Annotated in this window: 26 protein-coding genes; 11 read left to right on the top strand and 15 right to left on the bottom strand. The window is 68.6% G+C overall.

Annotated elements, in window-relative coordinates; all coding sequences use genetic code 11:
• Positions 1-80 precede the first annotated feature (80 nt).
• Positions 81-1,034, top strand: a complete 954-nt coding sequence (rocF, locus tag AC07X5_RS30280; RefSeq protein ID WP_494773157.1) for an arginase — start codon at positions 81-83, stop codon at positions 1,032-1,034.
• A 138-nt stretch (positions 1,035-1,172) separates the two neighbouring features.
• Here the strand turns inward: rocF and AC07X5_RS30275 are convergent, their stop codons facing one another.
• The 6 genes from AC07X5_RS30275 to AC07X5_RS30250 all read right to left on the bottom strand — a co-directional run bounded on the left by AC07X5_RS30275 (position 1,173) and on the right by AC07X5_RS30250 (position 7,117).
• Positions 1,173-1,673: an LPS-assembly lipoprotein LptE gene (locus AC07X5_RS30275; RefSeq protein ID WP_494773156.1), complete on the bottom strand. Its 501-nt coding sequence runs from the start codon at positions 1,671-1,673 to the stop codon at positions 1,173-1,175.
• A 5-nt stretch (positions 1,674-1,678) separates the two neighbouring features.
• Positions 1,679-4,390, bottom strand: coding sequence for a leucine--tRNA ligase (gene leuS / locus AC07X5_RS30270; RefSeq protein ID WP_494773155.1), 2,712 nt, complete (start codon positions 4,388-4,390; stop codon positions 1,679-1,681).
• Between the two features lie 98 nt (positions 4,391-4,488).
• Positions 4,489-4,929 carry an ExbD/TolR family protein gene (locus AC07X5_RS30265; protein WP_494773154.1) on the bottom strand — a complete coding sequence of 147 codons (441 nt, stop codon included), beginning with the start codon at positions 4,927-4,929 and terminating at the stop codon, positions 4,489-4,491.
• Entirely contained in the window at positions 4,926-5,612 is a 687-nt protein-coding gene (locus AC07X5_RS30260; RefSeq protein WP_494773153.1) for a MotA/TolQ/ExbB proton channel family protein, read from the bottom strand. The genes AC07X5_RS30265 and AC07X5_RS30260 overlap by 4 nt, the downstream gene beginning before the upstream one ends.
• Before the next feature lie 14 nt (positions 5,613-5,626).
• Positions 5,627-6,457 carry a 4-hydroxy-tetrahydrodipicolinate reductase gene (gene dapB / locus AC07X5_RS30255; RefSeq protein ID WP_494773152.1) on the bottom strand — a complete coding sequence of 277 codons (831 nt, stop codon included), beginning with the start codon at positions 6,455-6,457 and terminating at the stop codon, positions 5,627-5,629.
• 84 nt (positions 6,458-6,541) lie between these two features.
• A complete protein-coding gene (locus AC07X5_RS30250; RefSeq protein WP_409961292.1) occupies positions 6,542-7,117 on the bottom strand; it encodes an outer membrane protein assembly factor BamE in 576 nt (191 codons plus the stop codon).
• 91 nt (positions 7,118-7,208) lie between these two features.
• On the opposite strand from AC07X5_RS30250, the gene fur reads away from it, so the two are divergent.
• Positions 7,209-7,625 carry a ferric iron uptake transcriptional regulator gene (gene fur, locus AC07X5_RS30245; RefSeq protein WP_494773151.1) on the top strand — a complete coding sequence of 139 codons (417 nt, stop codon included), beginning with the start codon at positions 7,209-7,211 and terminating at the stop codon, positions 7,623-7,625.
• Positions 7,626-7,738: 113 nt separating this feature from the next.
• Here fur and hprK read toward each other — a convergent pair whose 3' ends face one another.
• From hprK to AC07X5_RS30225, 4 genes are all read right to left on the bottom strand, one after another.
• The gene (gene hprK, locus AC07X5_RS30240; RefSeq protein WP_007857533.1) at positions 7,739-8,695 is read right to left on the bottom strand and encodes an HPr(Ser) kinase/phosphatase; all 957 of its coding nucleotides are present in this window, start codon (positions 8,693-8,695) and stop codon (positions 7,739-7,741) included.
• Positions 8,696-8,733: 38 nt separating this feature from the next.
• On the bottom strand, positions 8,734-9,201 hold the full coding sequence (locus AC07X5_RS30235; RefSeq protein WP_007857534.1) for a PTS sugar transporter subunit IIA: 468 nt from the start codon (positions 9,199-9,201) through the stop codon (positions 8,734-8,736).
• 108 nt (positions 9,202-9,309) lie between these two features.
• Positions 9,310-9,645 (bottom strand): ribosome hibernation-promoting factor, HPF/YfiA family, encoded by a 336-nt coding sequence (gene hpf / locus AC07X5_RS30230; RefSeq protein WP_007857535.1) that lies wholly within the window; start codon positions 9,643-9,645, stop codon positions 9,310-9,312.
• Positions 9,646-9,849: 204 nt separating this feature from the next.
• A complete protein-coding gene (locus AC07X5_RS30225) occupies positions 9,850-11,085 on the bottom strand; it encodes an MFS transporter (protein ID WP_494773150.1) in 1,236 nt (411 codons plus the stop codon).
• Positions 11,086-11,285: 200 nt separating this feature from the next.
• On the opposite strand from AC07X5_RS30225, the gene AC07X5_RS30220 reads away from it, so the two are divergent.
• On the top strand, positions 11,286-12,206 hold the full coding sequence (locus AC07X5_RS30220) for a phosphoribosylaminoimidazolesuccinocarboxamide synthase (protein ID WP_494773149.1): 921 nt from the start codon (positions 11,286-11,288) through the stop codon (positions 12,204-12,206).
• A 62-nt stretch (positions 12,207-12,268) separates the two neighbouring features.
• Here AC07X5_RS30220 and trxA read toward each other — a convergent pair whose 3' ends face one another.
• Positions 12,269-13,174, bottom strand: coding sequence for a thioredoxin (gene trxA / locus AC07X5_RS30215; RefSeq protein ID WP_494773148.1), 906 nt, complete (start codon positions 13,172-13,174; stop codon positions 12,269-12,271).
• Between the two features lie 154 nt (positions 13,175-13,328).
• Here trxA and purE point away from each other — a divergent pair, with 154 nt between their 5' ends.
• From purE to AC07X5_RS30195, 4 genes are all read left to right on the top strand, one after another.
• Positions 13,329-13,826, top strand: coding sequence for a 5-(carboxyamino)imidazole ribonucleotide mutase (purE, locus tag AC07X5_RS30210; protein WP_494773147.1), 498 nt, complete (start codon positions 13,329-13,331; stop codon positions 13,824-13,826).
• A complete protein-coding gene (locus tag AC07X5_RS30205; protein WP_494773146.1) occupies positions 13,823-14,992 on the top strand; it encodes a 5-(carboxyamino)imidazole ribonucleotide synthase in 1,170 nt (389 codons plus the stop codon). Before purE ends, AC07X5_RS30205 begins: the two co-directional genes overlap by 4 nt.
• A 10-nt stretch (positions 14,993-15,002) precedes the next feature.
• Positions 15,003-16,019, top strand: coding sequence for an L-threonylcarbamoyladenylate synthase (locus AC07X5_RS30200; protein WP_494773145.1), 1,017 nt, complete (start codon positions 15,003-15,005; stop codon positions 16,017-16,019).
• 114 nt (positions 16,020-16,133) lie between these two features.
• The gene (locus tag AC07X5_RS30195) at positions 16,134-17,090 is read left to right on the top strand and encodes an SGNH/GDSL hydrolase family protein (protein ID WP_494773144.1); all 957 of its coding nucleotides are present in this window, start codon (positions 16,134-16,136) and stop codon (positions 17,088-17,090) included.
• 68 nt (positions 17,091-17,158) lie between these two features.
• Here the strand turns inward: AC07X5_RS30195 and AC07X5_RS30190 are convergent, their stop codons facing one another.
• The 4 genes from AC07X5_RS30190 to dacB all read right to left on the bottom strand — a co-directional run bounded on the left by AC07X5_RS30190 (position 17,159) and on the right by dacB (position 22,088).
• Positions 17,159-17,830: an OmpW/AlkL family protein gene (locus tag AC07X5_RS30190; RefSeq protein ID WP_494773143.1), complete on the bottom strand. Its 672-nt coding sequence runs from the start codon at positions 17,828-17,830 to the stop codon at positions 17,159-17,161.
• 39 nt (positions 17,831-17,869) lie between these two features.
• Positions 17,870-19,012: an SGNH/GDSL hydrolase family protein gene (locus AC07X5_RS30185; protein ID WP_494773167.1), complete on the bottom strand. Its 1,143-nt coding sequence runs from the start codon at positions 19,010-19,012 to the stop codon at positions 17,870-17,872.
• A gap of 169 nt (positions 19,013-19,181) precedes the next feature.
• On the bottom strand, positions 19,182-20,486 hold the full coding sequence (locus AC07X5_RS30180; protein WP_494773142.1) for a lipase family protein: 1,305 nt from the start codon (positions 20,484-20,486) through the stop codon (positions 19,182-19,184).
• A gap of 147 nt (positions 20,487-20,633) precedes the next feature.
• Complete coding sequence (gene dacB / locus AC07X5_RS30175) at positions 20,634-22,088, bottom strand: D-alanyl-D-alanine carboxypeptidase/D-alanyl-D-alanine endopeptidase (protein WP_409957810.1); 1,455 nt, start codon at positions 22,086-22,088, stop codon at positions 20,634-20,636.
• Between the two features lie 60 nt (positions 22,089-22,148).
• Here dacB and AC07X5_RS30170 point away from each other — a divergent pair, with 60 nt between their 5' ends.
• From AC07X5_RS30170 to AC07X5_RS30155, 4 genes are read left to right on the top strand one after another with little or no spacing between them, the layout of a single operon-like run.
• Complete coding sequence (locus AC07X5_RS30170; RefSeq protein WP_494773141.1) at positions 22,149-23,141, top strand: DMT family transporter; 993 nt, start codon at positions 22,149-22,151, stop codon at positions 23,139-23,141.
• Between the two features lie 19 nt (positions 23,142-23,160).
• Positions 23,161-23,877, top strand: coding sequence for a tRNA (adenosine(37)-N6)-threonylcarbamoyltransferase complex dimerization subunit type 1 TsaB (tsaB, locus tag AC07X5_RS30165; protein WP_409957808.1), 717 nt, complete (start codon positions 23,161-23,163; stop codon positions 23,875-23,877).
• A gap of 12 nt (positions 23,878-23,889) precedes the next feature.
• On the top strand, positions 23,890-24,369 hold the full coding sequence (gene rimI, locus AC07X5_RS30160; protein ID WP_409957807.1) for a ribosomal protein S18-alanine N-acetyltransferase: 480 nt from the start codon (positions 23,890-23,892) through the stop codon (positions 24,367-24,369).
• Between the two features lie 13 nt (positions 24,370-24,382).
• Positions 24,383-25,162 carry a uracil-DNA glycosylase family protein gene (locus AC07X5_RS30155; protein ID WP_409957806.1) on the top strand — a complete coding sequence of 260 codons (780 nt, stop codon included), beginning with the start codon at positions 24,383-24,385 and terminating at the stop codon, positions 25,160-25,162.
• Positions 25,163-25,207: the final 45 nt, after the last annotated feature.

The following is a 25,207-nucleotide window of genomic DNA, read 5'->3' as shown; positions in this document are numbered from 1 at the left end:
CCCACAATAACGCCCTGCCCGCGCTACGGCGCTACCCGTGCCGCAGCAGCCCTCTTTCACCCCCACAAAGGCTTTTTCGCATGACCTCCTCCCCCGCATCGCTGCTGGCCGCCAGCCTGATCGGCGCCCCCACCGACATAGGCGCTGGCGCGCGCGGCGCATCCATGGGCCCCGAAGCCCTGCGCGTGGCAGGGCTGCAGGCGGCCCTGGAAAGGCACAGCCTGCAGGTGGTGGACCGGGGCAACCTGAACGGCCCGGCCAACCCCTGGCAGCCGCCGGTGGACGGCTACCGCCACCTGCCCGAGGTGGTGCAGTGGAACCAGCTGGTGTTCGATGCGGTGTACGCCGAGCTGCAGCAGGGGCGCCTGCCCATCCTGCTGGGCGGCGATCACTGCCTGGGCCTGGGCAGCATCAGCGCCGTGGCACGCCATTGCGCCGAGACCGGCAAGAAGCTGCGCGTGCTCTGGCTCGACGCCCATGCCGACTTCAACACCAGCGCTTTGACCCCCAGCGGCAATGTGCACGGCATGCCGGTGGCCTGCTTGTGCGGCCTGGGGCCGGTGGAGCTGACGGGCCTGGCCGGCATGCCTGGCGGCGGCCCGGCGCTCATGCCGCAGCAGGTGCGCCAGATCGGCATCCGCAGTGTGGATGCGGGCGAGAAGCGCCTGGTGCACGAGCAGGGGCTGGAGGTGTTCGACATGCGCGCCATAGACGAGATCGGCATGCGCCAGGCCATGCAGCAAGCCCTGGCCGGCATGGACGAGGACACCCACCTGCACGTGAGCTTCGACGTGGACTTCCTCGACCCCGGCATTGCGCCAGGCGTGGGCACCACCGTGCCCGGCGGCCCCACCTACCGCGAAGCCCAGCTGTGCATGGAGATGATTGCCGACAGCGGCCGCCTGGCCTCGCTCGACATCATGGAGCTGAACCCGGCCCTGGACGTGCGCAACCAGACGGCCGAGGTGGCCGTTGACCTGGTGGAATCACTCTTCGGCAAGAGCACCCTGATGCGGATACCGCCGCTGAAATGAGGGCTTCGGCTTCTCGGTGGTGCCGCATGCGCGCAACACCCGAAACTGGCGCACCCGATGCCAGAGCCCCCGTGCAAGGGCCGCCCCGCCGCACCGGGTGCGTCCCCGTGGGGGGATGGCGCGAAGCGCCTCAGGGGGCTACCTTTTCACGACCGCCAGACGCCGCAGCAGCTGCTGCACGATGTCGGTCTGCATGTTGCGGTACAGCAGCGCCTCTTCGGCCTCCTTGGCCAGGGCGATGGTTTCGTTGTAGCTGATGTCGCGCTGCTGCAGCAGTTCGGTCTCGGGGATCAGCTCGCTGCCGTTGGAGCCGCGCACGCGGAACTTCACGCGCAGTCGCAGTTGCAGTTCGCGCACCTGGCCCGAAGCGTTCTGCCCGACGACGATGCGCTCGCGCTGCTCGGACAGCAGCTCCAGCCCGACCTGGGCCTTGGGCAGGTCCACGGGGTCGCGCAGCACGGTGAGCTTGGTGCCCGAACCTTCCAGCGTGCGCTGCAGCTCACGCGCCAGCGTGGAAGCGTTGGGCGCTGCGATGAACAGCACGTCGAACGAGAACTCGGGCACGCCGCGCAGGCGGAACCCGCAGGCCGTGAGCAAGAGCGCGGCAGGCGCCAGCGTGAGCAGGGTGCGCTTGTGCATCATGTTCACACCACCACGTTCACCAGACGCCCGGGCACCACGATCACGCGCTTGGGCGCGGCACCGGCGGCCTGGGCGGTGAAAGCCTCGCTGGCCAGCGCGATGCGCTCGATCTCGGCCTTGTCGGCCTGGGCCGGCACGAGGATGGAGCCACGCAGCTTGCCATTGACCTGGAGCATGAGCTCGATCTCGTCCTGCACCAGGGCACCGGGGTCCACCTGGGGCCAGGGTGCATCGAGCAGTTCGCCCAGGGCACTGGCATAGCCCAGGCTGCTCCACAGCGCATGGGCGATGTGGGGCGTGGCCGGGTACAGGCTGCGCAGCAGGATGCCGAAGCCCTCGATCAGCGCCACCTGGGCACCGGCCGAGTCGGTGGCCTTGAAGTCTTCGAGCGCGTTGATCATCTTCATCGCGCCCGAGACCACGGTGTTGTACTGCATGCGCTGGTAGTCGTAGTCCACCTGCTTGAGCACGGTATGGATCTCCAGGCGCAGGGCCTTGGCCTCCTTGCCGAACTGCACGTCCGCCAGGCTCGAGGCCCCGGCCACGCTGGCCAGCGCCGCTTCGCGGTCAATGGCGGCGAGCTTGAAGCCGAAGTTCCATACCCGGCGAAGGAAGCGGTAGCTGCCTTCGACGGCGGCGTCGTTCCACTCCAGCGTGGCTTCGGGCGGGGCCGTGAACATGGTGTACAGGCGAGCCGTGTCGGCACCGTATTTCTCGATCAGGTCCTGGGGGTCGACACCATTGTTCTTGGACTTGGACATGGTACCCACGCCCTCGTAGTCGATGGCCGTGCCCACAGGCAGGTCACCAACCGCATTGACGAGCCTGGCGCCAATGATCTTGCCCGCCTCGTCGTGCACATGCTCGACGTCATGGGGCCAGAAATACTCCTTGCCCCCCTTGTCGGTGCGGCGCGAGTAGATGTGGTTGAGGACCATGCCCTGGGTGAGCAGCTTGGTGAACGGCTCGTCCACCTTGACCAGCCCCAGGTCGCGCATGACCTTGGTCCAGAAGCGTGCGTAAAGCAAGTGCAGGATGGCGTGCTCGATGCCACCGATGTACTGGTCCATGCCGCTGCCGCCCGCAGCCGCCTGCTGGTCCCGCATCCAGTAGGCCGTGCCATCGGCCACCATGGCATCGTTGTTCTTCGGGTCGCAGTAGCGCATGAAGTACCACGAGCTGTCCACGAAGGTGTCCATGGTGTCGGTCTCGCGCCGTGCGGCCTTGCCGCAGACCGGGCACGTCACGCCAGCGTGGAAGCCCTCGTGCTTGTGCAGCGGGTTGCCCGAGCCGTCGGGCACGCAGTCGGTGGGCAGCACCACCGGCAGGTCCTTCTCGGGCACGGGCACGGCGCCGTGCTCTTCGCAGTGGATGATGGGGATGGGGGTGCCCCAGTAGCGCTGGCGCGACACGCCCCAGTCGCGCAGGCGCCAGGTGGTCTTGGTCTCGCCCAGGCCCTTGGCCTGCAGGGCGTGGGCCACAGCGGCCACGGCCTCCTTGTAGCCCATGCCGCTGAAGCTGTCGGAGTTGATGGTCACGCCGCGCTGCTTGTCGCCGTACCAGTCGTTCCACTGGTGGTAGTTGAAGTGCTCACCATCGACCAGCACCACCTGCTTGATCTCCAGGTCGTACTTGAGGGCGAAGGCGAAGTCGCGCTCGTCGTGCGCGGGTACGCCCATCACGGCGCCGTCGCCATAGCCCATGAGCACGTAGTTGCCCACCCACACCGGGATCTGCTCTTCGGTGATGGGGTGGGTCACGAACAGGCCCGTGGGCACGCCCTTCTTTTCCTGCGTGGCGAGTTCGGCCTCGGTGGTGCCGCCGCTCTTGCACTCGTCGATGAACGCCGCCACGGCCGGGTTGCTGCGCGCGGCATGGGCCGCGAGCGGGTGCTCGGGCGCCACGGCGCAGAAGGTCACGCCCATGATGGTGTCGGCACGCGTGGTGAAGACGTACATGCGGCCATCGCCGATGGCCTTGCCGTCATCACCCTTGATGTCGTGCAGGAAGGCGAAGCGCACGCCCTCGCTCTTGCCGATCCAGTTCTCCTGCATCAACTTGACGCGCTCGGGCCAGCCGGGCAGCTTGTCGCCGGTCACGAAGTCCAGCAGTTCTTCGGCGTAGTCGGTGATCTTCAGGTAGTAGCCGGGGATCTCGCGCTTTTCCACCGTGGCGCCGGTGCGCCAGCCCTTGCCGTCGATGACCTGCTCGTTGGCCAGCACGGTCTGGTCCACCGGGTCCCAGTTCACGACCTGGGTCTTGCGGTAGGCGATGCCCTTGTCCAGCATCTTCAGGAACAGCCACTGGTTCCAGTGGTAGTACTCGGGGTCGCAGGTGGCGACTTCACGCGACCAGTCGATCGCCAGGCCCATGGCCTGCATCTGCTTCTTCATGTACGCGATGTTCTCGTACGTCCACTTGGCAGGGGGCACGCCGTTCTTGAGCGCCGCGTTCTCGGCCGGCAGGCCGAAGGCGTCCCAGCCCATGGGCATGAGCACGTTGTGGCCGTTCATGCGCAGGTAGCGCGTGAGCATGTCGTTGATGGTGTAGTTGCGCACATGGCCCATGTGCAGCTTGCCGCTGGGGTAAGGCAGCATCGAGCAGGCGTAGAACTTCTTCTTGTTCGCGTCTTCGACCACGCGGTAGGCATCGCGGGCGGTCCAGTGGTCTTGCGCGGCGCGCTCAACCTCTTGGGGAGAGTATTTATCTTGCATGGAGGCTCGGGTCAGTAGGGTGCAGCCACAGGACTGCGCTGCGCGGATTTTAGGCTGTCGGGCGCACCACGCAGTGCGCTCGCCCGGCCGGCCAGGTTTCAGGGGGCTCTCGGGGACGTTGCGGCGGCCTGCGGCTCGGCCACGAAGCCGATGCGCTGCAGGCCGGCGGCGTGGGCCGCACCCATGACCTCGACGATGCGGCCATAGGGCACGGCGGCGTCGGCACGCAATTGCACTTCGGTGTCGGGCGCCGTGGCGCCGATGCGCTGCAGGCGCTCGGCCAGTGCGGCCTGTGCCAGCGGCTGGTCGTCCAGGAAAGCCTGGCCGGTGCGGTCCACCACCAGCGTCACCGCCTTGGCGGGCGCGCCGGAGGCCGTGCCGTCTGCGCGCGGCAGGTCCAGCCGGATGGAGCTGGCCATGAGGGGCGCCGTGAGGATGAAGATCACCACCAGCACCAGCATCACGTCGACCAGCGGCGTCATGTTGATGTCGCTCATGGGCTGGGAGCCCGGGGTGCGCTCCAGCCTGCCGAAGCTCATTCGGCCACCTTGCCCACGGGGGCGGCCCCGTGCGCCATGTCGGTACGCAACTCGCGCAAGTCCCGGGCGAACCCTTCCAGATCGGCCTCGATGCGCCCGATGAGCCGTCCGCAGACGTTGTAGGCCAGTACGGCTGGGATCGCCACGGCCAGGCCGGCCGCGGTCATGACCAGGGCCTCGCCCACCGGGCCGGCCACGCGGTCGATGGTGATCTGCCCGGCACCCGCCATGGCCGAGAGCGCATGGTAGATGCCCCAGACGGTGCCCAGCAGGCCCACGAAAGGGGCGGTGGAACCCACGGTGGCCAGAAGCACCTGGCCGAACTGCAGGCGGCCCAGCACCGCGTGCAGGGCGTCACGCAGCACGCGCGTGAGGCGCTGGGACAGGCTGCCCATGGAGGCCAGGGCGGCGGGAGACGCCTGGTCGGCCACGGTGTTGACGGCCGCCACCATGGGCAACACCAGTTGCAGGCGGTCAAACGATTGCAGGCGTTGCGCGGCCTCGGGCAGCGACGGCGCCTGCCAGACGGCGGCCACGCAGCGCGCCACGTCGGCGCTGGCACGGCGCAGCAGGCGCAGCTTCCAGACGATCACCACCCAGCTGGCGACGGACATGCCCAAGAGCAGCAGGGCCGTGCCCTGCGTCACCGCATCGCCCTGCCGCCACCAGTGGAATGCATCCATGCGCCGGGCGGGACTCAGTTCAGGCCCAGCACGGCGAACATGTCGTGCAGGCCGGTCTTGTGCGCTGCCAGGTAGCGCACGGCGCGCAGGCTGCCCTGGGCGTAGGTGGTGCGGCTGCTGGACTTGTGCGTGATCTCGATGCGCTCGCCGACGCCCGCGAACAGCACCGTGTGGTCCCCCACGATGTCGCCCCCGCGGATGGCGGCAAAGCCGATGCTGGACGGATCGCGCTCGCCAGTGATGCCTTCGCGGGCGTAGACGGCGCATTCCTTGAGGTCGCGGCCCATGGCCTCGGCAATGACTTCGCCCATCTTGAGCGCGGTGCCCGAGGGCGCATCCACCTTGTGGCGGTGGTGGGCTTCGATGATCTCGATGTCGTAGCCGGTAGCCATGGCCTTGGCGGCCATTTCCAGCAGCTTGAGCGTGACGTTGACGCCCACGCTCATGTTGGGCGCCATGACCACGGCCGTGCGCCGCGCCAGGGCGGCGATCTCGGCCTTCTGCTCGTCGGAGAAGCCGGTGGTGCCGATGACCATCTTCACGCCCAGCTCGGCGCACACCGCCAGATGGGCCAGCGTGCCCTCGGGACGGGTGAAGTCGATCAGGACGTCGGCGTTCTGCAGGCCGGCCTTGATGTCCGAGGTGATGGCCACGCCGCTGGCATGGCCGAGGAAGGCGGTGGCGTCCGAGCCGATGCCGGGGCTGGCGGCCACGTCAAGTGCGCCAGCGAGCACGCAGTCATCGGTGGCGCGCACGGCCTCGATGAGCATGCGGCCCATGCGGCCCGATGCGCCGGCAATGGCCACGCGCACGGGGTTGGAGGCTGTCGATGTATTCCCTGCCATGTGTTTCTCTGGGTTCGCTGGTAGTGGTCCGCAGACCAGTGACAATGAAAAAAGCCCCCCGCGGGGGCTGCGGCTGCCGCCCGCTCAGCGTCCGGGGGCTTCGAGCGGCGGGTAGCGGGTGGGTGCCATTTCCTGCGGGGCGGCGTCGGCGGCCTTCTCGGCAGGCGTTTCGGCCTTGCGGGCGGGGTACCGCGACAACTGGTCCTCGGTGGCTTCCAGCACAGGCACCTTGCCCTTCTTGCCGGTACGGCCGCCGTCCAGGGAGGCGACGAACTCGGTCTCCGAAGGCATTTCGTCGCCCTCCGAGCGGGCCAGCACGTCGCCCTCGAAGAACACCGTGAGCTTGCGGGTCTGCAGTTCGGCCGAAGGTTTCTTCAGGGTGAAGACGTACTCCCAGCGGTTGGCGTGGAACAGGCTGGTCACCAGGGGGGTGCCCAGGATTTCACGCACCTGCTGGCGGCTCATGCCGGGCTTCAAGGCCTCGACCTGCTCGCGCGAGACGAAATTGCCTTGCACGACATCGATCTTGTAGGGCGTGACCACGCTGGCCACGCGGCGGCTGGCGCTGTCCAGGCTGCTGCACCCCGCCAGGGTACCGGCGGCGGCACCCACCAACAGGATCCAGCCCAGGCGGGCATTGATACGGGCTTTGACTGGCATGGGGGAAAGGGCTGAGGATATGATCAAACCATTGTAGCGGCAGCCTCCTGCCCCCTACTGATCCCGGGACACCGGCAACCAGGACCCATCCATGACCAACATCGACGAACTCAAAAGCACCGGCCTCAAGGCGACCCTGCCGCGCCTGAAGATCATGGAGATCTTCCAGAAGGGCACGCAGCGCCACATGACGGCCGAAGACGTGTTCCGTGTGCTGCTCGAAGAGCGCTCGGACATCGGCCTGGCCACGGTGTACCGCGTGCTCACGCAGTTCGAGCAGGCGGGCATCCTGATCCGCAGCAACTTCGAGAGCGGCAAGGCGGTGTACGAGCTCAACGAGGGGCAGCACCACGACCACTTCGTCTGCACGTCCTGCGGCAAGGTGGAAGAGTTCTACGACCCCGAGATCGAAAAGCGCCAGCAGATCGTGGCCAAGGCCAAGGGCTGGCTGGTGCAGGACCACACCATGGCGCTCTACGGCCAGTGCGCCGATTGTGCCAAGAAATGACCCCCTGAGGCGCTTCGCGCCTTCCCCCTGAAAGGGGGACGCTCCCAGCGCGGCGGGGCGGCCCTTGCGCGGGAGCACTGGCCTCGGCCGCGACAGTTTTGGCGGCCTGAGCTCTAGCCGCCGGTGTCGCGCTCCATGGCGCGGCGGTGGCGCTCGACGAACTCCTGGTAGGTGTCGATGCCGCGCAGCTGCAGGATGGTATTGCGCACGGCCGCCTCGACCAGCACGGCGATGTTGCGGCCAGCCACCACCTGGATCACCACCTTGAGCACGGGCACGCCGAGCACGTCCTGCGTGAGCGGCTCGTAGGGCAGGCGCTCGTAGTCGCGCTCCAGGGTTTCCTTGCGCACCAGGTGCACGATGAGTTTGAGGCGCATCTTGCGGCGCACGGCCGTTTCGCCAAATATGGCGCGGATGTCCAAAAGGCCGATGCCGCGCACTTCCAGCAGGTTCTGCAGCAGTTCGGGGCACTTGCCCTCGATGGTGGTCTGGTTGATGCGAAACAGGTCCACCGCATCGTCGGCCACCAGGCCGTTCCCGCGCGAGATCAGCTCCAGGCCGAGTTCGCTCTTGCCCAGGCCCGACTCGCCGGTGATCATCACGCCCAGGCCCAGGATGTCCATGAACACGCCGTGCATGGTCGTGCGGTCGGCGAAGTGCTTGGACAGGTAGGCCCGCAGCACGTCGATCACGAAGGCCGACGATTCGTGCGTGGAGAACATCGGGATCTGCGCACGCTCGCACATGGAGACCAGCGCATCGGGCGCGGTCTGGTTGTCGGCGAGCACCAGCACCGGCGGCTCCAGCGTCACGATGCGGGCGATGCGGCGCTTGCAGTCGTCGGGCGAGGCATTGCTCAGGTAGGCGATCTCGCGCTCGCCCAGGATCTGCACCCGGTAGGGGTGGATGTAGTTGAGGTAGCCGACCAGGTCGGCACCCGAGCGGGCGGAGCGCACGGCCACTTCGTCGAAGCGGCGCTCGGAGGCACCGAGGCCCGCGACCCATTCCCATTTCAGGGCGCTGCGGAACTCCTCGAACAGGACGTCGGCGCTGACAACATTGGGCTTCACGGCGGGCTGCGGGGGGGGTGAGCGCGGTGCCGTGGGGCTCAGGCGGCCTGGGTGGACTGCCAGCCGGCAATCATGCCGTGCAGTTCGGCCGCGTCGGTGCTGGCCTTGAGCTTTTCGCGCAGCACCGAGTCGCTCAGCAGCTCGGCAATCTCCGACAGGATCTCCAGGTGCTTCTGGGTCGCCGCTTCGGGCACCAGCAGAAAGATCAGGAGCGCCACCGGCATTTCATCAGGGGCATCGAAGCCTATGGGGTGGGCGAGCTGGAACACTGCCGCCATGGGGGCCTTGAGGCCCTTGATGCGGCCGTGCGGGATGGCCACGCCATGGCCCAGCCCCGTGGAGCCCAGGCGTTCGCGCGCGAACAGGCTGTCGGTGATCAGGGCACGCGAGAGCCCGTGCTGGCTCTCGAACAGCAGACCCGCCTCTTCAAAAGCACGCTTCTTGCTGGTGGAGTCCACGCTCACAAGCACTTGGGCGGGAGGCAGGATGGAGGCGAGTCGGTTCATGGTCAGAGGTAACAATTATGCACATATTGGCAAAAACCCTGAGCAATTTACAAGGGGCCACAAAAAAACCGCCTCCAGGGGCGGTTGCTGTGGGCCGCAATGCAACGCTCAGGCGTGCATTTCGCGCTTGGCAGCTTCGTGGTGGTGGTCCTGCAGGCGGTCCTTGTGGCGCACCACCTGGCGGTCCATCTTGTCCACCAGTTCATCCACGGCAGCATACAGGTCGGAGTGGGAACTTTCGGCAAACAGGTCGTTGCCCTTCACATGGATGTTGCATTCCGCTCGCTGGCGCTTTTCCTTTTCCTTTTGCTTCTCTACTGTCAGCAGCACCTTGACGTCCACTACCTGGTCGAAATGCCGATTGATCCGGTCCAGCTTGGTCGTCACATAACTGCGCAGGGCTGGGGTAACTTCGAGGTGGTGACCGCTGATCGTCAAGTTCATAAATAAGTCTCCTGTGGCTCACTGTGGAACGAATGGCCGCCCTTGATCAGAGTTGCGGCCTGGCGAACTTGGATGCATCCATCGACGGGTTCACTATGCGCCCGCTGTCACCGAAATGCAATCCCATACCGCCCCCGCCTGCTGGGTTATGCCGCCCGAGGTGCCAGCGGCCCGAAAAGGGCGCACAATGGCTGAGTCGGCAGGTCAGGCCTTTCCTGCAGTCCCCGGCGCTGCCCCATGCAGCACCAGCCGCCCCACCACCACGATGGACAGCACGCTGGCCACGGTGCCGACCACGGCGGCCATCCAGTAGCCCTGCACCAGCCCTTGGGCGTCGCGGCTGATCAGCACGCCCCCCACCAGCGATGCCACGCCCATGGCCGCCGACTGCACCGAGGCATTGAGCGTCATGAAGGTACCGCGCAGCTGCGGGTTGGCGGCCGAGGTGATGATGGCCATGCCCGGGATCATGCGCCCGCTCATGAAGGCGAACATCAGTGTGGACACCGTGAGCACCGCCCACAGCGGCACGCCATGCACCGTGGTGATGGCGAGCAGGCACGGCCCGACGGCCAGGGCCAGCCAGCGGAAGGTGCGCACCTTGCCGCGCGCATCCGTCAGGCGCCCGAACAGGCGCGCGGTGAACAGGGTCACCACCCCGCCGCACAGGTAGATCAGCGGCACCTCGTCGGTGCGCACGCCGGCATTGGCCTGCATGTAGATCGTGATGTAGGGGATCACCGTGAAACCGGTGGACATCAGCAGGCCCGAGAACACAAAGGCGCGCCGGTGGTTGGAGTCCCTGAACACTTCGGCAATGCCGCCCAATGCCGTGCGCTGCTGGCCTGCCGCCAGGTGGGCATCCATCGTCGGCAGCGTGCGTGCGGCAAACACCAGCAGCACCACGCACATGGCGGCAATCGCGAAGAACGGCATGTGCCAGCCGCCATGTTCGGCCAGCACCAGCCCCAGCGGCACGCCGGCCACCGTGGACACCGAGAACGAGGTCATCACGATGCCCATGGCCCGCCCGCGCCGCTCGAAGGGCACCACGTCAGCCACCACCGTCTGGCACAGGGCCGAGAGCACGCCACCAAACATGCCGGCCAGCACCCGGGCCACCATCAGCGTGGCATAGGTGGGCGCCAGGCCGCAGGCCAGCGTGGCCAGGCCGAACAGCGCGTACAGCACCAGCAGCAGGCGCTTGCGGCCGAAGCGGTCGATGTAGGTCGAGGCCAGCAGGCCCGAGGCTCCCGCGGAGAGGGTATAGGCCGAGACCAGCAGGCCGAACTGTGCGTCCGTGATCGAGAAGATGCGCGTGAGCTGCGGACCCAACGGCATCATGATCATGAAGTCCAGGATGTGGGTGAACTGCACGCCCGCCAGGGTCAGAAGCAGCCACAATTCGCGGCGGGGAGAAAGCGGATGGGAGGTGGGCACAGGGGATTGCCGGCAAGGGCAGGGGGAAGGCGAACCCGGCAGTGTGCCGCCCCTTGGGGCACGCCACAAGTCCTTGCCGCACCTTGCCCGCCGCCCCGGCGCGTAAAATCGGCTTGCTGTACAGAGAACGTGGCCGCGCGGGTGCGCGCCCTCCCCTTCCCCGGGCCTGCAGCGGACATCGACTGCCCCACACCGACACCATGACCCAGCCCAGCTCCAACGCCCTGCACACCTCCGCCCTGACCTCGTTGCCGCTGCTGGCACGCGGCAAGGTGCGCGACAACTACGCCGTGGGCGACGACCGCATCCTGATGGTGGCCAGCGACCGCCTCTCGGCCTTCGACGTGATCATGGGCGAGCCCATCCCCGGCAAGGGCGAGCTGCTCACGCAGATGGCGCTGTTCTGGTTCGACAAGCTCGGCCACATCTGCCCCAACCACCTGACGGGCGATGCCCCCGAGAGCGTGGTCACCCCGGCCGAGGCCGCGCAGATCCGCGGCCGCTCGATGCTCGTGCAGCGCTTGAAGCCCATCCCGGTGGAAGCCGTGGTGCGCGGCTACCTGGCCGGCAGCGGCTGGAAGGAGTACCAGGAGTCGCGCTCGGTCTGCGGCGTGCCCCTGCCGGAGGGCCTGACGAATGCAGCCAAGCTGCCCGAGCCCATCTACACCCCGGCCGCCAAGGCCGCCGCCGGCGAGCACGACGAGAACATCACCTTCGAGCGCACCGTGGAGATGATCGGCCTGCCCCTGGCCACGCAGATCCGCGACCTGAGCATCGCCATCTACAAGGCGGCGGCCGAGATCGCCCTGACCAAGGGCATGATCATTGCCGACACGAAATTCGAGTTCGGCCTGGCGCCCGATGGCACGCTGGTGCTGATGGACGAAGTGCTCACGCCCGACAGCTCGCGCTACTGGCCCGTGGAAGGCTATGAGGCCGCGCTGGCCGCCGGCCAGAACCCGCCAAGCTACGACAAGCAGTTCGTGCGCGACTGGCTGGAGCAGGCCCAGGTCAACGGCAGGCCCTGGGACAAGACGCCCCCCTCGCCACGCCTGCCGCGCGAAGTTATCGAGAAAACCGCGGCGAAATACCGCGAGGCCTTGGAACGCCTCGTCGGCTGAGCGCACGCACTCCGGCAATGAAAAAGGCTCCCGAGGGAGCCTTTTTGCATGGTGGATGCCGATCAGCTGAGCACGACGCTGGACAGGCGGCGGCGGTAGGTCGCGACGACCGGATCATCGGGCGGAATCTGGCCGTCGGCCACCTTGGCCTTGGGCGGCTCGATGATCTCCAGGATGGCGACGTAGGTCTTGCGCGCCACCTCGTCGCCCCAGGCCTTGTCGCGCATGAGGATCTCCAGCAGCTCGTCCATGGCATCGGTCCAGCGCTGCTCGGTGATGAGCCAGCGCGCCTGGGCCAGGCGGGCGTCGAAATCGCGCTTGTTGGCGGCGATCCTGGCCTCGAAGGCGGCGGCGTCGCCAGCGCCTTCGGTGGTGGCGACGGTGTCGATGGCGTCCATCCAGACCTTGAGCGCGGCGATCTTGCGCGAGTTCGGTGCCTTGGCGATCACCGGGGCAAATGCCACCTTGGCGTCATCGTCGCGGCCCAGTTGCAGCAAGAGCTTGACGTAGTCGAAGCGTGCATCGTCGTTGCCCGGGTCGGTGGCCACGGCGTGCTGCAGCTTCTCCAGCGCGGTCTCGGTGTCGCCGCCGGCCAGCGCATCCTGGGCTTCCTCCTCCTGTTCCTCGGCTTCCAGGGCTTCGGCCGTGGGCACGTGCTTGTCGAGGAATTCGCGCACCTTGCCCTCGGGCAGTGCACCCATGAAGCCGTCCACGGGCTGGCCGTTCATGAGCAGCACGCAGGTCGGAATGCTGCGGATGCCGAACATGCCGGCCAGCTGCTGCTCCTGGTCGGAATCGATCTTGGCGAGGCGGAAACGGCCCTCGTATTCGGTCTCGAGCTTTTCCAGCACCGGGCCGAGGGACTTGCAGGGGCCGCACCAGGGCGCCCAGAAATCCACCAGCACGGGCACTTCCATCGAGGCGGCAATCACCTCGGCTTCAAAATTTTCTACGGTGACATCAATCATGGTCGGAGGCCCAGGGCCGGTGAAGCAAGTTGGCGCTATTTTGGCGCATTGAAACAACCCCGTGGCAGGGGGGCCATCGCAAATCGTAAAATCGGGGGTTCCACCTACAGCGCCGCAGCGGACCCCAGTCCGCCGGGGCGCCCCCACACACACCATGAAACCCATCCAGATCGGCGTGGTCATGGGCTCCAGCAGCGACTGGGAGACCATGCAGCATGCAGTGCAGATTCTTGAGCAATTCGGCATCGCCCACGAGGCGCGCGTGGTGTCGGCGCACCGCATGCCCGACGACATGTTCGCCTATGCCGAGGCCGCTGCAGGCCGGGGCCTGAAGGCCATCATCGCAGGTGCCGGCGGTGCCGCCCACCTGCCCGGCATGATCGCCGCCAAGACCACCGTGCCGGTGCTGGGCGTGCCCGTGGCCAGCCGCCACCTGCAGGGCGTGGACTCGCTGCACAGCATCGTGCAGATGCCCAAGGGCATCCCCGTGGCGACCTTCGCCATCGGCACGGCGGGTGCCGCCAACGCGGCCCTGTTCGCGGTGGCGCTGCTGGCGAGCGAGAGCCCCGGGCTGCGCCAGCGCCTGGAGGCCTTCCGCGCCGAGCAGACCGAGGTGGCGCGCAACATGGCCCTGCCCTCCCCCGCCGCATGACCACGTTGTCCGCACCTCTTCTTCCTGGGGCGACGCTGGGCGTGCTCGGTGGCGGCCAGCTGGGCCGCATGTTCGTGCACACGGCCCAGACCATGGGTTACTTCACGGCCGTGCTCGACGCCGACCCCACCAGCCCCGCCGGCCTGGTGAGCCACCACCACATAGAGACCGGCTACGAGGACGCCGCCGGCCTGGCCGAGCTGGCGCGTGTGGCCGATGCCGTGACCACCGAGTTCGAGAACGTGCCCGCCACCGCCCTGGCGGCGCTGGGCGCGTTGCGCCCGGTCTCGCCTGCTGCGGGCGCCGTGGCCGTGGCCCAGGACCGCGCGCAGGAAAAGGCCCACTTCGTGCGCTGCGGCGTGGCCTGCGCGCCCTACGCGGTGATCGAGACCGCCGAGCAGTTGGCCGCCGTCCCCACAGACCTCCTGCCCGGCATCCTCAAGACCGCGCGCATGGGCTACGACGGCAAGGGCCAGGTGCGGGTGAAGACCGCCGCCGAACTCGCCGCCGCCTGGGATTCCGTGGGCCAGGTGGCCTGCGTGCTCGAAAAGATGCTGCCGCTGGCGCTGGAATGCTCGGTCATCGTGGCGCGCGGTGCCGACGGCGCCTGTGTGCACCTGCCGGTGCAGCGCAACCTGCACCGCGAAGGCATCCTGGCCGTGACCGAGGTGCACGCCGGCAACCTGCCCGATGCGCTGGCGCGCCAAGCCATTGCCGGCGCCATCTCCATCGCCGTGGGCCTGTCCTACGTGGGCGTGCTGTGCGTCGAGTTCTTCGTGCTGCAGGATGGCAGCCTGGTGGTCAACGAGATCGCCCCACGCCCACACAACAGCGGCCACTACAGCCAGAATGCCTGCGATGTCTCGCAATTCGAGCTGCAGGTGCGCACCATGGCCGGCCTGCCGCTCACGCAGCCGCGCCAGCACAGCCCCGCGGTCATGCTCAATCTGCTGGGCGACCTGTGGTTTGCCGCCGACGGCAGCGCACAGACCCCGCCCTGGGCCGAGGTGTTGGCCCTGCCTGGCACCCACCTGCACCTGTACGGCAAGCGCGACGCCAAGCGCGGGCGCAAGATGGGGCACCTGAACATCACCGCCGACAGCGCCGACGCGGCGCGCGCCACCGCCCTCAAGGCTGCCGCCTTGCTGGGCATTGCGCCTTTCTGAGCCAGCCCCCATGATCCTTGACGGCACCCAGCCCGAATCCATTGCCGCCGCCGCCCGCGCGGTGCGCAGCGGCGCCCTGCTGGGCCTGCCCACCGAGACGGTGTATGGCCTGGCAGCCGATGCCAGCAGCGATGCCGCCGTGGCCCGGATCTTTGCCGCCAAGGGCCGGCCCAGCGACCATCCGCTGATCGTGCACGTGGCCGACGCCACAGGCATCGCCCATTTCGCCCGCGAGATCCCGGCTTTCGCCAAGGCGCTCGTCGACGCGTTCTGGCCCGGCCCGCTGACCATCATCCTGCCGCGCCTGGCCGGCGTGGCCACTGCGGCCACCGGCGGCCAGGGCAGCGTGGGCCTGCGTTGCCCCGCCCACCCCGTGGCCCATGCCCTGCTGCTCGCCTGCGCAGCCCCGGGCGATGGCAGTGAACTCGGCGGCCCACCCGTGTGGGGCGTGGCCGCCCCCAGCGCCAACCGCTTCGGCCGTGTGAGCCCCACCACCGCCCGGCATGTCGCCGACGAGCTGGGCGAGGACCTGCTGGTGCTCGATGGCGGGCCGTGCGGCGTGGGGATCGAGTCGACCATCGTGGACTGCACGCGCGGCCAGCCGGTGCTGCTGCGGCCCGGCGCGATCACGCGCGCGCAGATCGCACAGGCCTGCGGCATGCAGCCGCTGTCCAGGGAAGATCTGCCCGCGCACACGCCCCGCGCCTCGGGCACGCTGGAGGCCCATTACGCCCCCAACGCCAAGGTGCGGCTGATGGATGCCAAGGCGCTGCAGACCGGACTGGACCTGCTGGGCGCCGATGCGGCCCACATGGCGGTCTATGCGCGCACGGCGCTGCGCACCCGCTCGTCACGCCTGGTCATGCGCCGCATGCCCGATGATGCGGCCGCGACCGCACAGCAGCTGTTTGCCGTGCTGCGCAGCTTCGACGACGAAGGGGTCAAGCTGATCTGGATCGAGACCCCCCCCTCGGGCCCCGAGTGGGAAGGTGTGCGCGACCGGTTGCAGCGGGCCGCCGCCGCGTGACGCCAAGGGAACCCGCGCCGGGCGCCGCACTCTGTCCAAAGTCGCTCCGTGACAAGCCTTTACACGCCTTGACACGGCGTCGTTAAACTAACACCCCATTTTCTGGAGAAATACATGGCAGCAACTTGGATGCGCCGCACCGTACTGGTGGCCGCATGCGCGTCGGCCGCATTGCTTGCGGCCTGCGGTTCGAGCACGACGGAGTCGGCTTTCAACCCCGAACGCCTGGTGGCTTTCGGTGACGCCTACAGCGACGTCGGCCAAAAGGGCACGCGCTACTCGGTCAACGATGGCAGCGTGAACAACTGGACGCTGCAGATCGCATCGCGCTACGGCAAGACCCTGGCCGCATCGTCCACGGCCGGCGGCCGCAGCTATGCCGTGGGCAATGCACGCGTGGCGATCAAGCCCGATGCCGCCGGTGTGGCGGCCACGCCCACGGTGACCGAGCAGATCGACGCCTTCCTGGCGGCCGGCGGCCTGGCCACCGGGGACCTGATCGTGATCAACGGCGGACCGAGCGACGTGATCGCCGGCATGGCCGCCGTGACGGCCGGCACGCAAAGCACCACCGACATGGTGGCTGCTGCACGCAAGGCCGGCCAGGACCTGGCCACCCAGGTGCGCCGCCTGGTCGCAGCAGGCGCCAAGAACGTCGTCGTCACCGGTACCTACGACCTGGGCAAGACGCCCTGGGCCAAGGCCATCAACCGCGAGGCCCTGCTGAGCGACGCCAGCAGCCGCTTCAACGAAGGCCTGCTGGTGAGCATCGTCGACCTGGGCGCCAACGTGCTCTACGTGGACTCGGCCTACTACGTGAACCTGTATGTCGGCACCCCCGCCAACTACGGCTTCAACAACGCCACCACGCCCGTGTGCACCTCGCTGGACACCACCAACGGCATCGGCATTGGCGCCGGCCAGGTCAATTCGGCCCTGTGCACGCCCTCGACCCTGCTGACGGGTGCCAACCAGGACTCCTACGTGTTCGCCGACAGCGTGTACCTGACGCCCAACGCGCAGCGCCAGTTCGGCAACTACGCCTACGACCGCCTGCGCGCGCGCTGGTAAGCCCTGCGGCTGCAGCCCACGAAAAAAAGCCGACCCGGAGGTCGGCTTTTTGCATCCCGGACGCGCCCTCAGAATCGGTAGCCCACCCCGATGGCGATCACGTCGGGGTTCAGCCGCGTGGTGATCGACTGGCCCGACGACAGGTGCGTCGTGGTCTTGAGGAAGCTCTTGTAGTAGGCGGCGTCCAGCGACCAGCGCTCGTTGATGCTCCAGACAAAGCCGATCTGGGGCGTAAGCCCCCACTTGTTGTCCACCGAGGCCGTGGTGGGGCGCGCCGGGGTGCCGCCGGTCAGGCCGCTCAGGGTGGCCGTGGTGCGGGTCTTGAAGAAGCGGCTGTAGGTCAGGCCCAGCCCCACATACGGGCGGAATTTCGCGTCGGGCTCGGCAAAGCGGTACTGCGCGAACACGGTGACCGGCAGGACCTTGGTCTCGCCGAGCTTGCCCACGCCGGCGATGGCGCCGTCGCCCTCGATGTCGTGCTTGAAGGGCAGCGCCAGGGGCACGTCGATGGCCCAGTGGTTGGTCACCATGTAGTTCACACCGCCCGACAGCGAGGTGGCATTGCCCACGTCAACCGTGGTGCCCGGGAAGCTCGGGGCACTGAGGTTGCCGCTCTTGACCTGCGGGGCGATGTGGGTGAAGCCAGCGCGCACGCTGAAGGTGCCGGCGACCTGTGCCGAGGCGCCAGCGCCAAGCAGCAGGGCTGCCGTTGCCAAGCCCAGCCGGGAAAAGTGGTGCATGGAAAACTCCTTGGAAAATGCGGAGATCACGGTGGCGGCCTAGAGCCAGCCAGCGCGCGACAGCGAGCGCGAGACCAGTTGCCCGATCAGCTGGTGGCCGTAGGGCGTGGGATGGAAGCTGTCGGAAAATCCGTAGCTCTTCCACCAGTCCGCTCCTCCAGTGGCTCCGGCCGGGGGTGCCATGGCAGACAGCGCGGCCGCGGTGCAGGTCGGAAAGCTGTAGGTCGGCAGGCCATCGCTGCCCATGCCCGTGGCCGGGCAGGCGGGCGTGGTGGCATTGGTGAGCTGGTACTGGCCGGGGTTGGTCGACTGGTCCTTGAACGAGGTGTAGAAGTCCACCACCACGATCTTGGCGTCGCCGGCCAGGCTGGTGGCCAACTGCGCATTGAAGGCCTGGACCCAGCCGTCGAACAGGGCTTCGGCCTGTTTCGCGGCGTCGGCACCGCGCTGGGCAGCGATGGAGCCCAGCACCATCTGGAAGCGGGGCGTGCGGGTGATGCCCGGCGCGTTCAGCACAGCCACGCGCGGCGCCCCCTTGGCTACCGTGTTGGCCCGGACGGTCGCGGCGAACTGCTGGGCCAGCGCCTGCATGTAGGCGCCGCCGATCTGCGCCAGGCCCGCGGCACCGCCGGCCAGGGCCGTGTTGACGGTGGCTGCGGGCAGCACGCTGGTGAGCATGGCCGCATAGGCCTGCCCGTTGTCTGCAGAGGCGCGCAAGTAAGCGCCCACCAAGTCGGCCGCGTCGTTGCCGCCGCCATCGACCAGCACCAGGTCTGCCGCGCTGTAGCCGGCGTTCCCCAGGTCCTTGAGCTGCTGGGTGATGGAGACCGGGGACGTCGGCGCGGTGAAGTTGTTGATGCGGCCGCCGCTCACGGCGTAGTTCGAGCAGCTGTTGTTGGCGACGAACGCCGTGCCGTTGAACAGGTAGTGCGCGCACAGTGTCTGGCCATAGCTGGTGGCCACGCGCTCGGGCCAGATCGGGGTGGAGCCGGCCCCCGTGGCTGCCGTACCCTGCACCGTGGCCTTGAAGCCGAAGGTGCCGCTGTCGGCCAGGCTGTCGCCCGCCACTTTCACCGAGGTCACCGGTGCCGCAGGCGCGGTGTCCGAGCCGCCGCCACCGCAGGCCGCCAGCAGGCAGGCTGCTGCCAGCACCGAGAGGGCTGTCTTGCATTGTTGTGGGATCAAGGGAGTTCTCCAGATAAGACGATTACAAAAAGCACGACCGTGCTTTTTTGCAACTACCATCGTACCCCCGCCCCCTCCGGTTGACCGCCCGGGAAACTACCAAGCCGGGCACCATGAAAAAAGCCGACCCGAAGGTCGGCTTTGGATGCGGGCAGAACCGGTGCGCCTACTTCACGATGACGTCGAAGGCAGCGCGTGCCTGGGCATGGCAGAACGGGGGTTCATAGGTGCCGTGGTAGGCGCCGTAGTAGGTGGCGAAGGCCGCAGAGGCCGGATCGGTGGGCGCTGTGCCACCGGGACCAAAGGTGGCCTGGATGGCACTGTCCACGTCCACCGAGATCACGTTGGTCACGCCGCGGGCGGCGAAATCGGCGGCCATCACCCGTTGGTGCACGGCGGGCGGCACTGTGGGATCGCCCGAACCGCCGCACAGCAGCACGCGCGACTTGGGGGTCCAGCCCAGGATGTCGTTCTTCTGGGCAGCGAGGTAAAGCGGGTCGTTCGGGTTCGTCTGGCTGCTGGCGATGAATGCGGGCTGGAACACCGCATCGCGCGCCTGGTTGGGTGTGCCGGACGGCAGGGCGCCCGAGGTCACCAGCGTGGTGTAGTTCATCGTCGGGTTGGGCAGCAGGGTCTCGATGTAGTTCGAGTAGGGCGCCTTGAAGGCCAGCTTCACGTCGCTGTAGATATTGCCGTAGACCTTCTGCCAGGCCGTCACCAGGTAGGGCACAAAGAACTGCACACCCGCAATCGCATCGGGAATGCGCAGCGAGCCCGAGAGGTTGTAGGGCCCTGCCAGGTGGGCGCCGGCCGCCACGTCGAACTCGTTTCCGTAGTCGCGCTCGGCGGAACGGTGCGCAGCCATGGAGGCATGGCCGCCCTGCGAGTACCCGGTGAACAGGATGCGGCCCGACAGGTTGCCCCCCACCGAGGCGGATGCCTTGCGCGCGGCGCGCACCGAATCGATCACCGAGGTGGCTTCCGAATCGGCATGCAGGTAGGGGTGGTAGCTGTAGCCGGACTTGGCGAACCCGAGGTAGTCGGTGGCCACCACGGCATAGCCCTGCGCGGCATACATCGCGGCCAGCAGGAAGGTCTCGCTGTCCTGCGGGTTGGCCAGGGTGCGGGGCTTTTGCACATCGGTGCCCTTGGCGTAGGCCAGCAGGGCGGTCCTCTCGGTGCTGCAACTGCCCGCAGGCACCAGCATCACGCCCGAGGCGTTGGTAAGTTCGCCGGCCTTGACGCCAGCCGTGTAGTAGTTGAGCGCCACCACCTTGACGTCGCACCTGGCCTTGCCGGCAATGGCCCTGAGGCCGCTGGACGTGGTGCCCGCATCGATCTGGGCGGCGGTGAGCGTGGTCAGGACGGTGGGCGGCTCCATCAGGTCCCCGCGTCCGTTCTCGTCGGAGCCCCCGCAAGCGGCGAGCAGGGCCGCTACCGCGGCGATACAGGTCAGGCGAAAGTACTTCATGGGCGCAATCCTCTCTCTGTGCAGTTTCTGTCATTCAATGGCAACGCCGCATCCTGCGCGCACCAGCGCCAGAGCCGCCATTAGGGAATACGAGGGCCTGCGGACGCCTGGGGGACACAGGGTCGCCCATTCCGCCCGAGCCGCCGCCTACTGGTCGCGCGCCGCCCAGTCGGTCAGCGCATCGAGCACCGGGCGGGCGGCCCCGGCGTTGGCATGGTTGACCATTGCCACCAGCACGTAGCGCCGGCCGCTGGCGCCATGCACGTAGCCGGCAACGGCCATCACATCGCGCAGGCTGCCGCTCTTGAGGTGGGCCGCCCCGCGGGCCTGGCTGCGGCGCAAGGTGCCGTCCACCCCGGCGATGGGCAGGGAGGACACCAGTTCGGGCATCACCGGCGAGGCCCAGGCGGACTGCAGCATGCGCGCGAGGCCCTGGGCCGTGATGCGCGCATCGCGGGACAGGCCGGCACCGTTGTCGGCCACCGGCTGGTCGGCGTCGCCAAAGCGCAGCTGCCACCAGCGGCGCAGCGCTTCGCGCGCGCCGTCGAAGCTGGCAGCAGCCCCCTTGTTACCCAGGGCCAGCGTGAGGAACACCTGCTGGGCCATGACGTTGTTGCTGTACTTGTTGACGTCGCGCACCACCTCGGCCAGCGCCGGAGAGGTGGCCACGAAGGCGGGTTTGAGCCCGGCCGGCACTTTGCCATCGCGCACACTGCCGGTGAGCTTGCCGCCCACCTCGCGCCACATCCCTTCCACAGCACGCGCTGCAAAGCCGCGCGGGTCCGCCGGGGCAATCGGCCAGACGCGCTCGCCGCAACTGGCCGGAAACACGCCCTGGAAGGCGATGCGCGCCGGATCGGAGAGTTCTGCGCGCAGGGCTCCGCGCCAGTCGCCGCAGTCCGCCCCGGGGGCGGCCAGCGCCACGGAAGCCTGGCGTTGCACACCGGCCATCGGGGGGTCGTACTGGATGCGCGCCAGGCCTGCCGCCGCGTCCGGCACAAAGGTCATCACCTGCGACTTGTAGTTCACCAGCAGGGCATCGGGCGCGGCGTTGTAAGGCCGCAGGGGCTCGTTGTCGAAGCTGCCAGGGTCCTGCTCGGGAACGTCGAAGGCGGTACGGTCGAGCACGATGTCGCCCACGATGACCTGGATGCCCTGGGCCTGCAGGCGGCGCAGCAACAGCCACAGGCGCTCCATCACCAGCTTGGGATCGCCCTGGCCCTGGATGTAGACATTGCCTCGCAGGCTGCCGTCCTGCACCGTGCCCTGCACGTAGACGGGCGTGTTCCAGGTGTAAGCCGGCCCGAGCTGGTCGAGCGCGGCGTAGGTGGTCACCAGCTTCATCACCGACGCCGGGTTCATCGGCACCTGGGTGCGGTGCGCCAGGCGTGGCGCCTGGCGTGGGCCGGCCTGGGCATCGGCCACCAGCACCGAAAGCGCCTCGCGCGGCAGGCGGGCGCGGGAGAGGGCAGCCTCCACTTCGGGCGGGAGCTGCGATGGGGCCTGCGCCCGGGCAGCGGGCAGCGCCGTGGCCCACAGCAGCACGGCCAGGGGCGCCAGGGAGGTCAGGGACAGACGGGACAGCGAAGGCATGGAGAACATGGACGGGTAGTCTATCGCCCGCCACCGGCACGGCCTCCCCGGCGCGCCGATAATCCCCCCATGCGCCTTTCCCCCCGCGCCATGGGCCTGCTCGCGGCCCTGGTGACCGTCACCATCTGGACCAGCTTCATCGTGATTGCCCGTGCCTCGGCACAGCGCAGCCTTGCGCCGCTGGACATCTCGCTGCTGCGCATCGTCGGCGCCAGCCTGGTGCTGGTGCCCTGGGGCTGGTGGCAGGTGCGCCGCCGGCGGGCGCAAATGGGCGCCAGCGCCCCTGCTTCCAGCCTGGGCGGCATCTCGCCGATGCCCCTGTCCACCACCGCCTTGCTGGGTGTCTTCGGCGGCGTGCTGTACGCCGTGCTGGCCTACACAGGCTTCTTCCACGCCCCGGCGACGCACGCCGCCGTGCTCATGCCCGGCAGCCTGCCGCTGTGGACGGCCCTGCTGGCCATGGTGGTGCTGCACGAGCGCATCACGCCCCTGCGCGCGCTGGGCCTGGCGCTCATCGTGGCCGGCGACCTGTTGGTGGGTGGGCGCAGCCTGCTGTCGGGCTTTGCCGGGGGAGAGGTGTGGAAGGGCGACCTGCTGTTCATGCTGGCGGCCGCGTGCTGGGCCACCTACAGCGTGCAGGCGCGGCGCCTCGCGGTGGACGCGGTGCAGGCCACCATCGCCATCACCGCCTTCGCGCTGCTGCTGTATGTGCCCGTCTGGGGCGTGCTGGTGGCGCTGGGCACGGTCACCAGCCACCTGCGTGAGGCACCCTGGAGCGAAATCCTGTTCCATCTGGTATTCCAGGGCGGGGGCTCGGTGGTCATCTCGGGCATCGCCTTCACGCGCATGATCCAGCACTACGGCCCCGTGCGCAGCACCATGATCACGGCGCTGGTGCCCGGGCTGTCGGCCATCGGCGCGGTGCTGTTCCTGGGCGAACCGTTGCACTGGAACCTGGGCGCGGGCCTGGCGCTCGTGACCACAGGTATCCTGATGGGCGTGCTGCGCAAGAGCCCCGCGCCCGCCGCCCTGCCCACCGCTTCCGGAAAATCTGCGGCCTGATGTGCTGCCTGCCCCTCCCATGAACCTGCTTGCCTTCGATACCAGCACCGACATCCTGTCCATCGCCGTGCAGCACGGGGACCTGGTGCGCGAGCACACCGGCCCCGGCGGTGCGCAGGCCTCGGCCGTGCTGATTCCGACCATCAACCGCCTGCTGGCCGAGGCCGGCCTGTCGTTCGCGGCGCTGGACGCCATCGTCTTCGGCCGCGGACCGGGCTCCTTCACGGGCCTGCGCACGGCCTGTGCCGTGGCCCAGGGCCTGGCGTTCGGCGCGCGCGGCGGTGCGGGCGTACCGGTGCTGCCCGTGGACACCTTGCTGGCGGTGGCCGAGGAGGCACGCCAGCGCCACGGCTGCACGCAGGTGGTGGCGGTGCTCGACGCACGCATGGACGAGGTCTACAGTGCCCGCTGCGAATGGTTGCCCGCCGAGCATCGCTGGCAGGCCGATGCCGACTTCGGACTGGGTGCCCCCGAGACCGTGGAGGTACCCGCGGGGTGGAGCGTGGCTGGCAACGCGCGCACGCCTTACGGCGAACGCCTGGCCCCCCAGGCACCGCATGTACCGGCCCTTCCCACCGCCGCAGCGCTGCTGCGCCTGGCCCCGGCCCTGCTGGCCGCGGGCGGCGCCATGGCTGCGAGCGATGCCCTGCCACGCTACATCCGCGATAAAGTGGCGAAAACCACCGCCGAGCGGGAGGCCTTGCGCGCCGCCCAGGCGGCGTCCAACCCCTCTTGAACCGAAGCCGCCATGAGCGCCGTCCCCACTCCCTCTGCCGACGCCCCCGAGGTGCGCCTGGAAGCCCTCACGCTGGCCCATCTCGATGCCGTGCTCGAGGTGGAGCAGCGCGCCTACACCCACCCCTGGACGCGGGGCAATTTCATCGATGCCATGGCGTCGCGCTACGAGTGCCAGTTGCTGATGGGCGGCGACCGCCTGCTGGGCTACTTCGTGGCCATGATGGGGGTGGACGAGGTGCATCTGCTGAACCTCACCGTCACGCCGGAGTACCAACGCCAGGGCTGGGCCCGGGTGCTGCTGGATGCGCTGGCGCTGTGGTCGCGCGGCAAGGGCGCCCAGTGGCTGTGGCTGGAGGTGCGGATCAGCAATCTGCGCGCCCAGCACATCTACGCAACCCATGGCTTTCACCGCGTGGGCGAGCGCAAGCGCTACTACCCCGCCGACCATGGCCAGCGCGAGGACGCGATGGTCATGAGCCTGCCCCTGTGAGCCCATCCATCCTATGAGCCTTTCACTCGATGCGCGCCAGCGCGCCATGCTGCAGGAGATGGGGGTGACCGTGTGGGCCCCTGGCGCAGCCGTTGCGGCCCCGCCCGCAGCCGCCCTCGCCGGCGCCGCGCCCCTGCGCGAGGCCGCGCAGGACTCGCCCCCGGCGACCAGCCCCGTGCCAGCGCCGCCGCCAGCCCCCATGCCCGCGGCACCACAGCGCCCAGCCGTGCCCGCCGCCGCCCCGGCGTCCACGGCGCCTTCTGCACCCGTGGCGGCAGCGGCGACCGGGCTGTCCCTGCATGCGCCCCAGGCGCTGTACCCCACGGCGGACCCGGCACGCACCCCGGCAGGACTGGGCAGCGGCTGGCTCATCGTGGCCGAGATCCCCACGCCCGCCGACCCGCTGGCAGGCGACAGCGGCAAGCTGCTGGACAACATGCTGCGCGCCATGCAGCTGCACCGCCACCCCCGCGTGTTCCTGGCGGCGCTGGAGCGCGCGGCACCCGGCGGCGGGGATGGCAATGGTGCCGATGTGGCCGGACAACTGGCCCAGGCCGTTGCCACGCTGCAGCCGGCCCTGGTGCTGGTGCTGGGCCACGTGGCCGCCCGCGCCGCCCTGGCCAGCACCGAGCCCCTGGGCCGCCTGCGCGCAGGGCCCCACACCCTGGCGGGCTGCCCGGCCGTGGTCACCTACGATCCTGCGTTCCTGCTGCGTTCGCAGGACAACAAGGCCGCCGCCTGGGCCGACCTCTGCCGGGCACTGGCCATCGTCCGTGCGGCAACTGCCCCCTGAACCCCGGGGCACGCAGGCCGGCCGGTGCGATAATCCACCACTTGC

This window comes from Acidovorax sp. GW458-11-26-14-TSB4, assembly GCF_059423865.1.
Note: the sequence above shows the minus strand (reverse complement) of the source record. Positions and strands in the feature narration are given on the sequence as shown.

What these genes read in the sequence shown, in the direction of transcription:
- AC07X5_RS30235 (WP_007857534.1), bottom strand. Translation starts at nt 9,201, where the DNA reads ATGAACCGACTCGCCTCCATCCTGCCTCCCGCCCAAGTGCTTGTGAGC.
- rocF (WP_494773157.1), top strand. Translation starts at nt 81, where the DNA reads ATGACCTCCTCCCCCGCATCGCTGCTGGCCGCCAGCCTGATCGGCGCC.
- AC07X5_RS30220 (WP_494773149.1), top strand. Translation starts at nt 11,286, where the DNA reads ATGACCCAGCCCAGCTCCAACGCCCTGCACACCTCCGCCCTGACCTCG.
- tsaB (WP_409957808.1), top strand. Translation starts at nt 23,161, where the DNA reads ATGAACCTGCTTGCCTTCGATACCAGCACCGACATCCTGTCCATCGCC.
- trxA (WP_494773148.1), bottom strand. Translation starts at nt 13,174, where the DNA reads ATGATTGATGTCACCGTAGAAAATTTTGAAGCCGAGGTGATTGCCGCC.
- AC07X5_RS30265 (WP_494773154.1), bottom strand. Translation starts at nt 4,929, where the DNA reads ATGAGCTTCGGCAGGCTGGAGCGCACCCCGGGCTCCCAGCCCATGAGC.
- AC07X5_RS30250 (WP_409961292.1), bottom strand. Translation starts at nt 7,117, where the DNA reads ATGCCAGTCAAAGCCCGTATCAATGCCCGCCTGGGCTGGATCCTGTTG.
- leuS (WP_494773155.1), bottom strand. Translation starts at nt 4,390, where the DNA reads ATGCAAGATAAATACTCTCCCCAAGAGGTTGAGCGCGCCGCGCAAGAC.
- AC07X5_RS30205 (WP_494773146.1), top strand. Translation starts at nt 13,823, where the DNA reads ATGACCACGTTGTCCGCACCTCTTCTTCCTGGGGCGACGCTGGGCGTG.
- AC07X5_RS30155 (WP_409957806.1), top strand. Translation starts at nt 24,383, where the DNA reads ATGAGCCTTTCACTCGATGCGCGCCAGCGCGCCATGCTGCAGGAGATG.
- AC07X5_RS30200 (WP_494773145.1), top strand. Translation starts at nt 15,003, where the DNA reads ATGATCCTTGACGGCACCCAGCCCGAATCCATTGCCGCCGCCGCCCGC.
- hpf (WP_007857535.1), bottom strand. Translation starts at nt 9,645, where the DNA reads ATGAACTTGACGATCAGCGGTCACCACCTCGAAGTTACCCCAGCCCTG.
- fur (WP_494773151.1), top strand. Translation starts at nt 7,209, where the DNA reads ATGACCAACATCGACGAACTCAAAAGCACCGGCCTCAAGGCGACCCTG.
- AC07X5_RS30170 (WP_494773141.1), top strand. Translation starts at nt 22,149, where the DNA reads ATGCGCCTTTCCCCCCGCGCCATGGGCCTGCTCGCGGCCCTGGTGACC.
- dacB (WP_409957810.1), bottom strand. Translation starts at nt 22,088, where the DNA reads ATGTTCTCCATGCCTTCGCTGTCCCGTCTGTCCCTGACCTCCCTGGCG.
- purE (WP_494773147.1), top strand. Translation starts at nt 13,329, where the DNA reads ATGAAACCCATCCAGATCGGCGTGGTCATGGGCTCCAGCAGCGACTGG.
- AC07X5_RS30275 (WP_494773156.1), bottom strand. Translation starts at nt 1,673, where the DNA reads ATGCACAAGCGCACCCTGCTCACGCTGGCGCCTGCCGCGCTCTTGCTC.
- AC07X5_RS30190 (WP_494773143.1), bottom strand. Translation starts at nt 17,830, where the DNA reads ATGCACCACTTTTCCCGGCTGGGCTTGGCAACGGCAGCCCTGCTGCTT.
- AC07X5_RS30260 (WP_494773153.1), bottom strand. Translation starts at nt 5,612, where the DNA reads ATGGATGCATTCCACTGGTGGCGGCAGGGCGATGCGGTGACGCAGGGC.
- AC07X5_RS30180 (WP_494773142.1), bottom strand. Translation starts at nt 20,486, where the DNA reads ATGAAGTACTTTCGCCTGACCTGTATCGCCGCGGTAGCGGCCCTGCTC.
- AC07X5_RS30195 (WP_494773144.1), top strand. Translation starts at nt 16,134, where the DNA reads ATGGCAGCAACTTGGATGCGCCGCACCGTACTGGTGGCCGCATGCGCG.
- dapB (WP_494773152.1), bottom strand. Translation starts at nt 6,457, where the DNA reads ATGGCAGGGAATACATCGACAGCCTCCAACCCCGTGCGCGTGGCCATT.
- rimI (WP_409957807.1), top strand. Translation starts at nt 23,890, where the DNA reads ATGAGCGCCGTCCCCACTCCCTCTGCCGACGCCCCCGAGGTGCGCCTG.